The sequence below is a fragment of the Herbiconiux gentiana genome (genome assembly GCF_024978135.1).
In the GTDB taxonomy this organism is placed as follows: domain Bacteria; phylum Actinomycetota; class Actinomycetes; order Actinomycetales; family Microbacteriaceae; genus Herbiconiux; species Herbiconiux gentiana.
Window position 1 is genome coordinate 411,225 of the sequence record NZ_JANTEZ010000001.1, and the last position, 12,702, is coordinate 423,926.

A 12,702-nucleotide genomic window follows, 5' to 3' on the forward strand; every position below is an offset into this window, starting at 1 on the left:
GGTCGGGTGCGGCGGGGTTCTCGGATGCTCGGTGCTGCCGGACATCCGACACAACGTTACGCTCACCGGCGCCCGCCCCCGTCACGCTCGAGTGCGCGCCCGACGAGGTCGGCGACCCGCTCGGCCGCGTCGGGGATGCCGACCGAGCGCGCGGCGGCCGCCATCGCCTCGATCCGCGTGCGGTCGCCGAGCAGCGGCACCAGCTCCGACGCGATCCGCGCCGGCAGGAACTCCGCGTCGGGGACGATCGTCGCCCCGCCCGCGTTCACGAGGTCGAGGGCGTTGAAGCGCTGCTCGCCGTTGCCGACGGCGTAGGGCACGAGCAGGGAGGGCACGCCGACCACGGCGAGCTCGGAGACGGTCGATCCGCCGGCCCGCGAGACCGCGAGATCGGCCGCGGCCAGGGCGAGGTCCATCCGGTCGCAGTAGGCGAGGAAGGTATAGCCCGGCAGCTCCGGGTCGGCGACCTCGGCCTGGTCTCCGGCGATGTGCAGCACGTTCCAGCCGGCCCCCAGCAGCGCGGGCGCGGAGGCCACCACGGTGGCGTTGATGCGCCGGGCGCCGAGCGACCCTCCGGTGACGAGCAGGGTCGGCCGGGCCGGGTCGAGCCCGAAAGCGACGGCGGCCTCGGCACGGGCGGCGGAGCGCGCCGCGGGGTCGGCGAGGGCCGTCACCTCGCGGCGGAGCGGCATGCCGGTGAGTGTCGCGTTCGGCAGGCGGGTCGCGGCGAAGCTGACACCCACGTACGGGCTGAAGCGCGCGCCCAGCACGTTGGCGAGCCCGGGCTTGGCGTTGCCCTCGTGGATCACGAACGGCACCCGGGCCCGCCGCGCCCCGAGATAGCCGGGGGCCGAGGCGTAGCCGCCGAAGCCGATCACGGCATCGACCCCGCGCGCGCGGATGAGGGCGGCGACCTGGGCGATCGTGCGGCGGAGGGCATCCGGGAACCGCAGGGCCGCCCCGTTGGGCCGCCGCGGGAACGGGAGCTTCGGGATGGTCAGCAGCTCGTAGCCGCGCTCGGGCACGAGCCGGGCCTCGAGGCCCTCGGCGGTGCCGAGCACGAGCACGGTCGCGTCGGGCTCGCGGCGGCGCAGTTCGTCGGCCGTGGCGAGCAGCGGGTTGACGTGGCCCGCGGTGCCGCCCCCGGCGAGGAGGTACGTGGTCATCGCGACCCGGCCCGCTCGGTCTGCGCGTTCTCCCGCGCGATGGCCAGCACGATGCCGATGGCCGCGAGCGTGGTCAGGAGCGCCGAACCGCCCGAGGAGATCAGCGGCAGCGGCACACCGAGCACGGGGAGAACCCCGAGCACGACCGCGATGTTCACGAAGGCCTGGCCGATCAGCCACACCATCACGGCCCCGGTGGCCACCCGGGAGAACATGTCGTTCGACGAGCGGATGATGCGCACGAACGCCACCGCCAGGGCGATGAAGAGCAGCAGCACGACGACCCCGCCGATCAGGCCGAGCTCCTCGCCGATGATGGCGAAGATGTAGTCGTTGTCGGCGGCCGGTAGCCACGACCACTTGGCCCGCGAGTTGCCGAGTCCGACACCGAAGACGCCGCCGCTCGCGAGCGCCCACAGCCCGTGCTGGGCCTGCCAGTCGGTGCCCTCGTAGTCGGCTCCGCTGCCGGTGAAGAACGCCATGATGCGTGTGGTGCGGCTCTCGCTCGAGAAGGCGACGACCACGGCGATGAGGGCTCCCGCGATGACCGGGAGGAAGAGCATCCTGAGCTTGATGCCGGCGTAGAAGAGCGCGCCGAACACGAGGCCCGCCATGATCATCACGGTGCCGAGGTCGCCGCCGAGGAGCACCAGCAGGATCGCGCCGCCGGCCACCGGCAGGATCGGGATGGCGACGTGGCCCAGCTGGCCGAGCAGCGGCTCCTTCTTCGCCAGGATCGAGCCCATCCAGATGACGAGGGCGAGCTTCACCAGCTCGGAGGGCTGGAAGTTGAAGCTCCCGATGCCGATCCAGTTCAGGTTGCCGCCGACCTCGATGCCGAGCGGCGTGAACACCAGGAGCTGCACCCCGACGGCGACGAAGATCGCCACCCAGGCCCAGCGTTTGAAGAAGCGGATGGGCAGCCGCGAGATGACGAGCATCAGCGGGATGCCGATCAGCGCGAACATGCCCTGCTTCCAGAACACCCCGAAGAAGCCCTGACGCCCGATGTAGGAGTCGATCGAGCTCGAGGAGAGCACCATCACGAGACCCAGCAGCACGAGGAACAGGGTGGTGCCGAGCAGCAGGAAGTAATTGCCCGACTCGGCCGTGAAGACCTGGCCGAGCGAGATGCGGGCCGATCGGGGGCCGTCGGAGACGGGCCGGTCAGTGCTGCGCGGGGGGTTCCTCGTGGGTGTCGTCACCATCACTGCCTCCCACGTGCTTCTGCACAGCCTCTGCGAACCGGTCGCCGCGGTCGGCGTAGTCCGTGAACTGATCCATCGATGCTGCGGCCGGGGCCAGCAGCACGACGTCTCCGGGCTGGGCCGCGCCGGCTGCGAGTGCGACCGCCGCGGTCATCACGTCTTCAGTCTCTTCGTGATCGACCTCGAACAACGGCAGTTCGGGTGCGTGTCGCCGGATGGACGCGACGACCTCGCGGCGGTCGACGCCGATCACGACGACGGCACGCACCCGGGTGCGGCCCTCGCCGACGGCGGACTGCACGAGCGGGTCGATGTCGACACCTTTGAGCAGCCCGCCGACGACCCAGACGACCGACTCGTAGGCGCGGATGGACGCGGCTGCGGCGTGCGGGTTGGTGGCCTTGGAGTCGTCGACCCAGGTCACTCCCCCGGCGCTCACGACGTGCTCGATGCGGTGCCGGTCGAGGCTGAAGCCCGCGAGTGCCGCCCGCACCGCCTCGACCGAGATGCCGTAGCTGCGCGCCAGCGCCGCGGCGGCGAGCACGTCGGCGACGGTGTGGGGTGCGCCGAGCCCGCGCAGGGCGAGCTCGTCGACGGTCGCGATCTCGAGCGCCGAGTCGCGCCGCTCCTCGAGGAACGCACGGTCGCAGAGGATGCCGTCGACGATGCCGAAGTCGCTCGGGCCCGGCACCCCGAGCCCGAAACCGATGGCCCGGGCGCCCTCGACGACCTCGGCCTCCTCGACCATGCGCATCGTGAGCTCGTCGGACTTGTTGTAGACGCAGGCCACCTGGGTGGCGGTGTAGACCCGCGCCTTGGCGGCGGCGTAGGCCTCGAACGAGCCGTGCCAGTCGAGGTGGTCGTCGGCGACGTTCAGCACCACCGAGGCCCAGGGCGACATGCTCGAGGTGGAGTGCAGCTGGTAGCTCGACAGCTCGACCACGAGCACGTCGAAGCCCTCGGGGTCGCGGATGGCGTCGAGCACGGGGATGCCGATGTTGCCGCAGGGCGCGACGCGGTGGCCGGCGGCCAGCAGCATCGACGCGGTGAGCTGCACGGTGGTGGTCTTGCCGTTGGTGCCGGTCACGGCGATCCAGTCGGCGGGGCGCCCGGTCTGCGGGTTCACGACCTTGTCGCGCAGGCGCCAGGCCAGCTCGACGTCGCCCCAGACCGGGATGCCGCGGGCCTCGGCCCACGCGATCAGGGCGTCGTCGGGGTGGTAGCCGGGAGACGCCACGACCAGCTCGGGATCGTGTTCGACGAGCGCATCCGGAATCTCACCCGACGGCGCGAGCTCGAGGCGGGCGCCGATCACGGGAACGAGGTCGGCGTATTCCTTCGCCGCCTTCGCCGCGACGACGAGCACCGACGAGCCGAGCTCGGTGAGCGTGTCGGCCACCGAGAACCCGGTCATGCCGAGCCCGAGCACGGCGACCCGCAGGCCGCTCCAGTCGGCGTTCCAGCTGGTCAGCCCGTCGAGGCGCTCGGCGCTCATCGCGACAGCCATTCGAGGTAGAACGAGCCGACGGCGCCGGCGACGAACAGGCCCGCGATGATCCAGAAGCGCACCACGATGGTGACCTCCGCCCAGCCCTTCATCTCGAAGTGGTGGTGCAGCGGGCTGGCCCGCCAGATGCGCTTGCCCTTGGTGAGCTTGAAGTAGGTCAGCTGCACCGCCACCTGGCCGGCAACGATCACGAAGATGCCGCCGATCAGGATGAGCAGCAGCTCGGTGCGCGACAGGATGGCCAGTGCCGCCAGCGCGCCACCCAGGGCGAGCGAGCCGGTGTCGCCGAGGAAGATCTTGGCGGGGTTGGTGTTCCACCAGAGGAAGCCGATCAGCGCGCCGACGATGCTCGCGGCCACGGTCGCGAGGTCGAGCGGGTCGCGCACGTCGTAGCACTTGTCGAGCACGTCGAGGTCGAGGGTGGCGTTCGCGCAGGACTGGTTGAACTGCCAGAAGCCGATCACGATGAACGAGCCGATGGCCAGGATGCTCGAGCCGGGCGCCAGCCCGTCGAGGCCGTCGGTGAGATTCACGCCGTTGGAGGTGGCGATGACCATCACGCAGATCCAGATCACGAACGCGATGGTGCCGATGATCAGGCCCCACGACAGGAAGTCGAACGGCAGGTCGCGGATGAACGAGATCTGCGTGGAGGCCGGGGTCTCGCCCTGCGTGTTCGGGAACTGGATGGCGAGCAGCGCGAACACGACACCCACGATCACCTGGCCGGTGATCTTGGCCCAGGGCGTGAGGCCGAGGCTCCGCTCCTTGTGTACCTTGAGGAAGTCGTCGAGGAAGCCGACGATGCCGAGCCCTGTCATCAGGAACAGCACCAGGAGCCCCGACATGGTCGGCATCTCCTGCGTGGCCAGCGCCGAGACGAAGTAGCCGAAGAGCACCGCGAGGATGATCACGATGCCGCCCATGGTGGGCGTGCCGCGCTTGACGTGGTGGGCGTCGGGGGTGTCGACGTTGATGAACTGGCCCCAGGCGAAGCGCTTGAACAGCCGGATGAACACCGGTGTCAAGAACAGCGAGAACGCCAGGGAGATCGAGGCGGAGGCGAGGAGGGTGATCACGGGGTGACCTCCGCGATCCGGTCGCCGAGGAAGCGCAGCCGCGCCGAGTTCGACGACTTCACCAGCACGAGGTCGTCGGGGCGGAGCTCGGCGGCGATCAGCGCGTAGGCCTCGTCGGCGTCGGCGGCGAAGACGGCCTCGCCGCCCCACGACCCCTCGTGCTCGGCCGCGAGGTGGATGGCGCGCGCGCCCTCGCCCACCACGAAGAGCTTCTCGATGTTCAGGCGCACGACCATCCGGCCGATGCGGTCGTGCTCCTCGACGGAGTACGGCCCGAGCTCGCTCATCTCGCCGAGCACGGCGACCGTGCGCTGCCCGGGGGCGGCGATCTGGGCGAGGGTCTTCAGGGCGGCGGCCATCGAGTCGGGGCTCGCGTTGTAGGCGTCGTTGATGACGGTCGGCCGGCCCTCGCCGCCGCCCATCACCTCCATCCGCCAGCGCTCAGCGCGCGTGACGGTCTCGAGGGCGGCGACGACGTCGTCGATGCCGACCCCGAGCACGTGGGCGGCCGAGGCCGCGGCGAGGGCGTTCGTGACGTGGTGCTCGCCGAGCACGGCGAAGCGCACGGGGCGCGACTGCCCGTCGGGCAGGTGCAGCGTGAAGGTGGTGCCCGAGGCGCTCGCCTCGATCTCGGTGGCGCGCACCTCGGCGTCATCGCCGAGCCCGAACCAGAGCACGCGCGCGCGGGTCTTGTCGGCCATCGAGGCCACCCGGGCGTCGTCGCGGTTGAGCACGGCGACGTCGCTCTCCTCGAGGTCGATCACCATCTCGGTCTTCGTCTTCAGCGTGGTCTCGATGCCGCCGAACTCGCCGGCGTGCGCGAGGCCGACCGTGAGCACCACGCCGACGTCGGGCTTGGCCATGCGGATCAGCCGCGTGATCTCGCCCTTGCCGCTCGCCCCCATCTCGGCCACGAGGAACCGGGTGGTGGGCGTCAGCTTGAGCATGGTGAGCGGGGCGCCCACCTCGTTGTTGAACGAGTCGCGCGGGGCGACCGTCTCGCCGACGCGCTCGAGCACGGCGCGCAGCAGGTTCTTCGTGGTGGTCTTGCCGTTCGACCCCGTGATGCCCACGACCTTCAGGTCTCCGGATGCGCGGACCCGGCGCACGACGTCGGTGGCGAAGTGACCCAGCGCGAGCACCGAGTCGTCGACGACGATCTGGGCGACGGCGAGCTGGCGCCCGGCCTCGCGCTCGGAGTCGGCGAAGGCGTGCTCCACCACGACGAGCGCGGCACCCGCCTCGACGGCGGCAGCGACGAAGCGGTGGCCGTCGTCGAACTCGCCGCGCTTGGCGACGAAGACGTCGCCCTCGCCGATCAGCCGGGAGTCGGTGTCGACGGTGCCGTTCACCACCGTCGCCGGGGAGTACCCGGCGTCGGCGGCCGCGTCGGTGATCACGAGTTCGCCCTGGAGCGCCTCCGCGATCTCGGTCAGTGTGAGATCGAGCATGTCGTCAGAGCCATCCGTGTTCGTGCAGCGCACTGCGCGCGTCGTCGCGGGCCGAGTAGGGGATGCGCTCCCCCGCGACCTCGTGGTAGTCCTCGTGGCCGGGGCCGGCGTAGAGGATGACGTCGCCCTCGCCCGCGAGGGAGAGCGCCGTGCGGAAGGCGGCCCGCGGGTCGGGCACCTCGTGGATCTCGCGTTCGGAAACCGCCGCCGTGGCACCGGCGATCAGCGCGGCGCGGATGGAGGCGGGGTCTTCGTAGCGCGGGTGGAAGTCGGTGACCACCACGACGTCGGCCAGCCGGGCGGCGATGGCGCCCATCTCCTCGCGCTTGGAGGGGTCGCGGTCGCCGTCGGCGCCGAAGAGCATGATCACGCGGCCGTCGGAGACCCGGCGGATCGACTCCAGCGTCGAGGTGAAGGCGTCGGGGCTGTGCCCGTAGTCGATGTAGACGATGGGGCCCGACTCGCCGGAGACCTTCTCGGCCCGGCCCGGGATGTACACATCGATGCCGGCGACGAAGCCGTCGTCGTCGATCTCGGCGCCCTCGTCGTCGTGCGGGATGTTCAGGGCGTGCGCGATGGCATCGAGGTCGAAGCCCGACTCCACCAGCATCACGATGGCGAGGGCCGCGTTGGCGGCCATGTACGAGCCGAGCAGCGGCACCGAGGTGGTGAGCGCGCGGTGGTCGGGGCCGCGCAGCGTGAACGTGGTGCGCTCGGGGCGCTCCTCGTCGATCGACAGCATCCACTCCGCGTCGGCCGCGGGGTCGGTGGCGATGGTGGTGATCGGGATGCGCGACTCCTGCGCGAGGCGCCCGCCCCAGTCGCCGTCGACCATCACGACGCCGCGGCGCGCGCGGTCGGGCTGGAACAGCTCCCTCTTCGCCGCGTAGTACACGTCCATCGTCTCGTAGTCGTCGAGATGGTCGTGGGTGAGGTTGGTGAAGCCGACCACGTCGAAGACGATGCCGTCGACGCGGTGCTGGGTGATGGCCTGCGCCGAGACCTCGAGCACGACCGAGCGCACGTCGGCCTCGCGCATCCTGGCCAGCATGGCGTGGATCTCGGTGGCCTCGGGGGTGGTGAGCTTGGAGACGATGACCTCGTCGCCGATGCGGCGCTCGGCGGTGGTGCTGATGCCCGCCACGACGCCGAGCTGGCGCAGGATGGCCTCGAGCAGGTAGGCCACACTCGTCTTGCCGTTGGTGCCGGTGACGCCGAACAGGGTCGGCGGCTCCTCGCGGGTGCGGTAGATCCACGCCGCGAGCTCGCCGAGCGCGAGGCGCGGCTCGGGTGTGACGATGATCGGCAGGCCCGCGTCGGCCGCGATGGCGGCGCCCTCGTCGTCGGTCAGGATCGCGACGGCCCCGGCCTCCTTGGCGGCCGCGGCGAAGCGGGCGCCGTGGTGCCGCTTGCCGGCGAGCCCAACGTAGAGGTCGCCCGGCACGACGTCGTGCGACGACAGCGTGATGCCCGACACGACCTCGGAGACGGGCAGGCCGCGCTGCTCGAGACCGAACTCCTCCACCAGATGCGGCAGGGACCGCTCGATCGGATGCTCGGGTCGAAGCGCCGAAGAACCCCGATCAGCCACTGGTCTCCTTGGTGCTCAATACGTCGTCGGCAGGTCTGGCGAAGGAACGGTGGAGGGAAGCACGCGCTTCTCCTTCAGCACCTGCGACATGATCTTCTGGAAGACCGGTGCCGCAGCCAGGGCCGACTCAATGGTAACGGGCTTCGCGATGGTGACCGAAACGACGTACTGCGGGTCCTCCGCCGGAGCGAGCCCGGCGACGGAGGTGATGTAGCTGTCCCCGTAGGCGCCCGAGCCGTCGCTCATCTGCGCGGTACCGGTCTTCGCGGCCACCCGGTAGCCCGGGATCGAGAGCTCCTTGGAGGCGTAGCCGCCCGAGACGACCGTCTCCAGCATGTTCACGACGTCGGTCGAGACGGTGCTCGGCACGATCTGCTCGCCCGTCGCGTCAGGAGCGCCCGTCATCGTGCCGTCTTCGGCTTTACAGCCCTCGAGCAGCTGCACGGGCAGCCGCACGCCGCCGTTGCCGAGCGTCTGGTACAGGCTGGCGATCTGGATGGCGGTGTTCGAGACGCCCTGGCCGAACGTGGTGGTGAGGTTCGTCTGGTCGTCCCAGTCCTGCCACGGGGCGAGGATGCCGCCCGACTCGGCCGGGAAGCCGACCTCGCTGGGCTTGGTCATGTGGAACTTCTCGATGTAGTCGTAGCGCTGCTGGCTCGACAGCAGCTCGCCGAGCATGGCGGTTCCGGTGTTCGAGGACTCCTGCATGACACCGGCGAAGGTGAGCCGCAGCGGGTCGACGTGGAACTCGCTGTCACGCGTCGACGCACCGTTCGCGTCGGTGTAGATGAACGGCGCCTCGACCTGCGTGCCGACATCGGCGAGACCGGCGTCGAGCACCGAGGCGGCCGTGAGGGCCTTGAACGTCGAGCCGGGCTCGAACGGGGACTGGAAGGCGATGGAGCCGCGCTGGTCGGCCGGGGTCGCGTCGACGTCGTTGGGGTCGACGCTCGGGTAGTCGGCCACGGCGAGCAGCTTGCCCGTCTTGACCTCCTGCACCACCACGGTTCCCCAGGCGGCTCCGGTCTCCTGGATGCGCGCCAGCAGCGTCTGCTGCGAGAACCACTGCAGGTCGCTGTCGAGGGTGAGCACCGCGGTGCCGCCCTGCTGCGCCTGCACCACGGTCTCGCTCGAACCGGGGATGGCGACACCGTCCGCGCCCCGCTCGTAGGTCTCGACGCCGTCGGTGCCGGTCAGGCACTGGTTCTGCATCTGCTCGACGCCCGAGACGCCCACCTCGCTCTCTCCGGGGGCCTCGGCCGGGTCGGCCGCGTTCGGGTCGGCGTCGGGGTCTTCACCCATGAAGCCGACCACGCTGCCCGCCACGGCACCGTTCGGGTAGGTGCGCACGGGGTTCGACTCGTAGTAGAGCCAGGGGATCTCGAGGTCGCGGATGGCGCGGAACGCGTCGACGTCGATGCCCGTCACGACCACGACGTGGTTCGAGGACGGATCGGCGGTGAGTATGCCGTAGACCTGCTCGGGGGTCTGGCCGATGATCGCCGCGACCTCCCCCGCCGCCTGGAGGGCGGTGACGTCGACGCTCTTGCCGTCATCCCCCGTGCGCTCGAAGTCGGTGACCGACTTCGGCGAGGCGGTGACGTCGTAGCGCAGCACGGTCGTGGCGAGCACCGTGCCGTCCTCGTCGACGATGTCGCCGCGGAGGCCGTAGGAGGTGGTCTCGGCCGAGAGCTTGTCGAACGACTCGGCGTTCAGCGTGTCGGCCTGCACGATCTGGATGCTCACCAGACGCACGACGAAGACCGCCACGACGGCCATCACGGCGACGACGGCCACGGCGGCGCGACGCCGGGTGGTGCGGTTCGCGGCGGTGTTCACGAGCGCCGGGGATCAGCGGGTCGTCGGAGAGGGGAGGGCACCCGTCCACGGTATGTCGGCGGGCGCCTCGGCCACGGGAGGCGCGCTCGCCGTGTCGGCGGTCGTCGCTCCGGCCGCGGCCGCCGCAGCAGCAGCCGCTGCCGTGGCGTCGGCGGCCGTCGCCGGGGTGCCCGTCACGGGGTTGAGCGAGGCGTTCGGGATGAGCGACTGTCCGGCCGTGATCGCCCCCGTCGCGCCGGTGGCCGCCGCCGGCGAACCGAGCACGGCGCCGTCGGAGAGCCGCAGGTAGACGGGAGTGCTGTTGGCGACCATGCCGAGCTTCTCGGCGCTGGCCGCGAGGTTCTGCGGCGAGGACAGCGAGTCGTATTGCTCGCTCAGGGTCTGGTTCGTGCGGTCGAGCTCCTTCTGCTGCGACTGCAGCGAGGAGATCTCGTAGGCGCCGTCGGACAGGCCGATCGAGAGCATCAGCTGGGTGATCACGATGGCGAGCACGCCGGCGACGACGACCGCCGCGTAGGCGATCTTCGGTCGGGCCCGGCGCTGCTGGCGGGTGGGCACCACCTGGATGCGCCGTGGCGCGATGGGGTGCTCGACACCGGGCAGGTCGAGGTCGAAGTCGGGATCGACGGCCACCGCCTGCGCGAAGGCGGGGCGGGGGCGGCTCATGGTGGCACCGGCCAGGTTCGTCATGCGATCCTCCTGATTCGTTCTGCTGCTCGGAGGCGGACGGGGATGGAACGGGGGTTGCGGGCGCGCTCGTCGTCGTCGGCGAGTTCGGCGCCGCGCACCAGGAGCTTCAGTTCGGGCCGGTGCTCGGGAAGCTCGACCGGGAGCCCGGCGGGGGCGGTGGAGACCGACCGCCGCTGCAGCTCGCGCTTGACGATGCGGTCTTCGAGCGACTGGAACGCGAGCACCACGATGCGGCCGCCGACGACCAGCGCGTCGATCGCCTTCGGCAGTGCCCGCTCGAGCACGGAGAGCTCGGCGTTGACCTCGATGCGCAGGGCCTGGAAGACGCGCTTGGCCGGGTGGCCGGAGTTGGAGAACTTGGCCGGCGTCGCCGCCTGGATGATGTCGACGAGCTGGCCCGAGCGCAGGATCGGCGCCTCGTCGCGGGCCCGCACGATGAAGCGGGCGTAGCGGTCGGCCAGCTTCTCCTCGCCGTAGTCGCGGAAGATGCGGCGGAGGTCGGCCTCGGAGTAGGTGGCGACGATCTCGGCCGCGGTGAAGACCGCCGTGTCGTCCATGCGCATGTCGAGCGGCGCGTCCTTCGAGTAGGAGAAGCCGCGCTCGACCTCGTCGAGCTGCATGGACGAGACGCCGAGGTCGAACAGCACACCGTCGACCTCGTCGATGCCGAGACCCTCGAGGGCCTCGTCGATCTCGTCGTAGACGCAGTGCACGAGGTCGGTGCGGTCGGAGAACCGCTCGAGCCGCTCCCCCGCGAGGCGGAGGGCGTTCGGATCGCGGTCGAGCCCGACGAGGTGCAGCTCGGGGAACGCCTCGAGGAAGGCCTCGGAGTGGCCGCCGAGGCCGAGGGTGCAGTCGACGAGCACCGCTCCCGGGCGGCCGAGGGCCGGGCCGAGGAGCTCGATGGAGCGTTCGAGGAGAACCGAGGTGTGGATGCCGGAGTAGTCGGTCATGGTGATGCGGCCGGTGCTTCGTCATCCCTGATCCCCGTCCGTTCCGACCTGCCGCCGGGGAAGTGCGGCAGGGCGTCCGACCTGGCACCGGGGAAGTGCGCCAGGGCGATGAACGGCTGGGAGTCAGGGACGGCGACTCAGAAGAGGCCGGGGATCACCTCCTCGTCGGTGTCGGAGAACGCGGCTTCCTGGGCCTCGAGGTAGGTCGCCCACGCCGTCGCGTCCCAGATCTCGGCCCGCGAGCCGACGCCGATGACGACGAGATCGCGGTCGAGGCCGGCGTAGCTGCGGAGCGGGGCGGGGATCGTGACGCGGTGCTGCTTGTCGGGCGTCTCGGCGCTCGCCCCCGAGAGGAAGACGCGCTGGTAGTCGCGGGCCTGCTTGCTCGTCACCGGCGCCTGCCGGATCTTCTCGTGCAGGTTCTCGAACTCGCGGGTGGAGAAGACGTAGAGGCAGTTCTCCTGCCCGCGCGTCACGACCATGCCCCCGGCCAGCTCGTCCCGGAACTTCGCCGGAAGGATGATGCGGCCCTTGTCGTCGAGCTTGGGTTCGTAGGTGCCAAGGAACATCTACCTCCCCGTTCTCTCCGGCCAGATTGTGTGGGCTTGACCTCCACTTTACTCCACTCCCTTCCACATACCTACGACATTCAGCACGAACTTCGCTCAAACTGCAAAAACTTCCGCGCTATTTCGCGGAAGTTCGGGGTGGAGGGGAATGGAGGGCGAGGGGCGGTCGGGACGCGCATCCGGGCACAAAAAAAGACCGGCCCGAAGGCCGGTCTCTCTCAGTGGAGCGAAAGGGAGGGGATGCCCCTACTCACCGCGGTCGTCGTCGCGACGCTCCCAGCGGTCGTTGAGTCTGTCCATGAATCCCGACTTGGAGGAGGCGGTGGCGCCGCCGCGACCCGAGGTGGGGGTGCCGCCGAGCGGCGATTTCGGGGCGGGGCCCCGATTGGTGCGCCGGAGGGCGAGCAGCACACCGGCGAACATGGCGACGAAGCCGGCCAGGCCGATCAGCGGCTGATGCAGCACCACGCCGACGATCACGACGCCGAGGCCGAGGATGCCCACCAGGATTCCCAGCACGAGCGCGCCGTAGTTCAGTCGGCCTCGTGCCCCGCTGACCGCCGACACGAAGTCGGCGTCGTTGTGGTAGAGACTGCGCTCCATCTCATCGAGGAGTCGTTGTTCTTGCTCCGAAAGCGGCATCCTATTT

11 protein-coding genes are annotated in these 12,702 nt (G+C 70.5%); all 11 read right to left on the reverse strand.

Features of this window, described 5'->3' with window-relative positions; all coding sequences use genetic code 11:
* Positions 1–62: 62 nt before the first annotated feature.
* The gene (locus tag NVV95_RS01920) at positions 63–1,166 is read right to left on the reverse strand and encodes a UDP-N-acetylglucosamine--N-acetylmuramyl-(pentapeptide) pyrophosphoryl-undecaprenol N-acetylglucosamine transferase (protein ID WP_259484848.1); all 1,104 of its coding nucleotides are present in this window, start codon (positions 1,164–1,166) and stop codon (positions 63–65) included.
* Positions 1,163–2,374, reverse strand: coding sequence for a putative lipid II flippase FtsW (ftsW, locus tag NVV95_RS01925; protein ID WP_310796045.1), 1,212 nt, complete (start codon positions 2,372–2,374; stop codon positions 1,163–1,165). Before ftsW ends, NVV95_RS01920 begins: the two co-directional genes overlap by 4 nt.
* Positions 2,334–3,869: a UDP-N-acetylmuramoyl-L-alanine--D-glutamate ligase gene (murD, locus tag NVV95_RS01930; RefSeq protein WP_259484849.1), complete on the reverse strand. Its 1,536-nt coding sequence runs from the start codon at positions 3,867–3,869 to the stop codon at positions 2,334–2,336. The genes ftsW and murD overlap by 41 nt, the downstream gene beginning before the upstream one ends.
* Positions 3,866–4,960 (reverse strand): phospho-N-acetylmuramoyl-pentapeptide-transferase, encoded by a 1,095-nt coding sequence (gene mraY, locus NVV95_RS01935; protein WP_259484850.1) that lies wholly within the window; start codon positions 4,958–4,960, stop codon positions 3,866–3,868. Before mraY ends, murD begins: the two co-directional genes overlap by 4 nt.
* Positions 4,957–6,411 carry a UDP-N-acetylmuramoyl-tripeptide--D-alanyl-D-alanine ligase gene (locus tag NVV95_RS01940; RefSeq protein WP_259484851.1) on the reverse strand — a complete coding sequence of 485 codons (1,455 nt, stop codon included), beginning with the start codon at positions 6,409–6,411 and terminating at the stop codon, positions 4,957–4,959. Before NVV95_RS01940 ends, mraY begins: the two co-directional genes overlap by 4 nt.
* A 4-nt stretch (positions 6,412–6,415) precedes the next feature.
* Positions 6,416–8,002 (reverse strand): Mur ligase family protein, encoded by a 1,587-nt coding sequence (locus tag NVV95_RS01945; RefSeq protein WP_259484852.1) that lies wholly within the window; start codon positions 8,000–8,002, stop codon positions 6,416–6,418.
* 15 nt (positions 8,003–8,017) lie between these two features.
* Positions 8,018–9,841: a peptidoglycan D,D-transpeptidase FtsI family protein gene (locus NVV95_RS01950; RefSeq protein WP_259484853.1), complete on the reverse strand. Its 1,824-nt coding sequence runs from the start codon at positions 9,839–9,841 to the stop codon at positions 8,018–8,020.
* A gap of 12 nt (positions 9,842–9,853) precedes the next feature.
* A complete protein-coding gene (gene ftsL, locus NVV95_RS01955) occupies positions 9,854–10,531 on the reverse strand; it encodes a cell division protein FtsL (protein WP_259484854.1) in 678 nt (225 codons plus the stop codon).
* Positions 10,528–11,484, reverse strand: coding sequence for a 16S rRNA (cytosine(1402)-N(4))-methyltransferase RsmH (rsmH, locus tag NVV95_RS01960; protein WP_259484855.1), 957 nt, complete (start codon positions 11,482–11,484; stop codon positions 10,528–10,530). The genes ftsL and rsmH overlap by 4 nt, the downstream gene beginning before the upstream one ends.
* A gap of 137 nt (positions 11,485–11,621) precedes the next feature.
* Entirely contained in the window at positions 11,622–12,053 is a 432-nt protein-coding gene (gene mraZ / locus NVV95_RS01965; RefSeq protein WP_179548226.1) for a division/cell wall cluster transcriptional repressor MraZ, read from the reverse strand.
* A 246-nt stretch (positions 12,054–12,299) separates the two neighbouring features.
* Complete coding sequence (locus tag NVV95_RS01970) at positions 12,300–12,695, reverse strand: SCO2097 family morphological protein (RefSeq protein WP_259484856.1); 396 nt, start codon at positions 12,693–12,695, stop codon at positions 12,300–12,302.
* Positions 12,696–12,702: the final 7 nt, after the last annotated feature.

Bases quoted from the DNA above. Each gene is read 5' to 3' on its own strand.
- NVV95_RS01920 (WP_259484848.1), bottom strand. From the start codon at position 1,166: ATGACCACGTACCTCCTCGCCGGGGGCGGCACCGCGGGCCACGTCAAC.
- NVV95_RS01970 (WP_259484856.1), bottom strand. From the start codon at position 12,695: ATGCCGCTTTCGGAGCAAGAACAACGACTCCTCGATGAGATGGAGCGC.
- rsmH (WP_259484855.1), bottom strand. From the start codon at position 11,484: ATGACCGACTACTCCGGCATCCACACCTCGGTTCTCCTCGAACGCTCC.
- mraZ (WP_179548226.1), bottom strand. From the start codon at position 12,053: ATGTTCCTTGGCACCTACGAACCCAAGCTCGACGACAAGGGCCGCATC.
- ftsL (WP_259484854.1), bottom strand. From the start codon at position 10,531: ATGACGAACCTGGCCGGTGCCACCATGAGCCGCCCCCGCCCCGCCTTC.
- ftsW (WP_310796045.1), bottom strand. From the start codon at position 2,374: ATGGTGACGACACCCACGAGGAACCCCCCGCGCAGCACTGACCGGCCC.
- murD (WP_259484849.1), bottom strand. From the start codon at position 3,869: ATGAGCGCCGAGCGCCTCGACGGGCTGACCAGCTGGAACGCCGACTGG.
- NVV95_RS01940 (WP_259484851.1), bottom strand. From the start codon at position 6,411: ATGCTCGATCTCACACTGACCGAGATCGCGGAGGCGCTCCAGGGCGAA.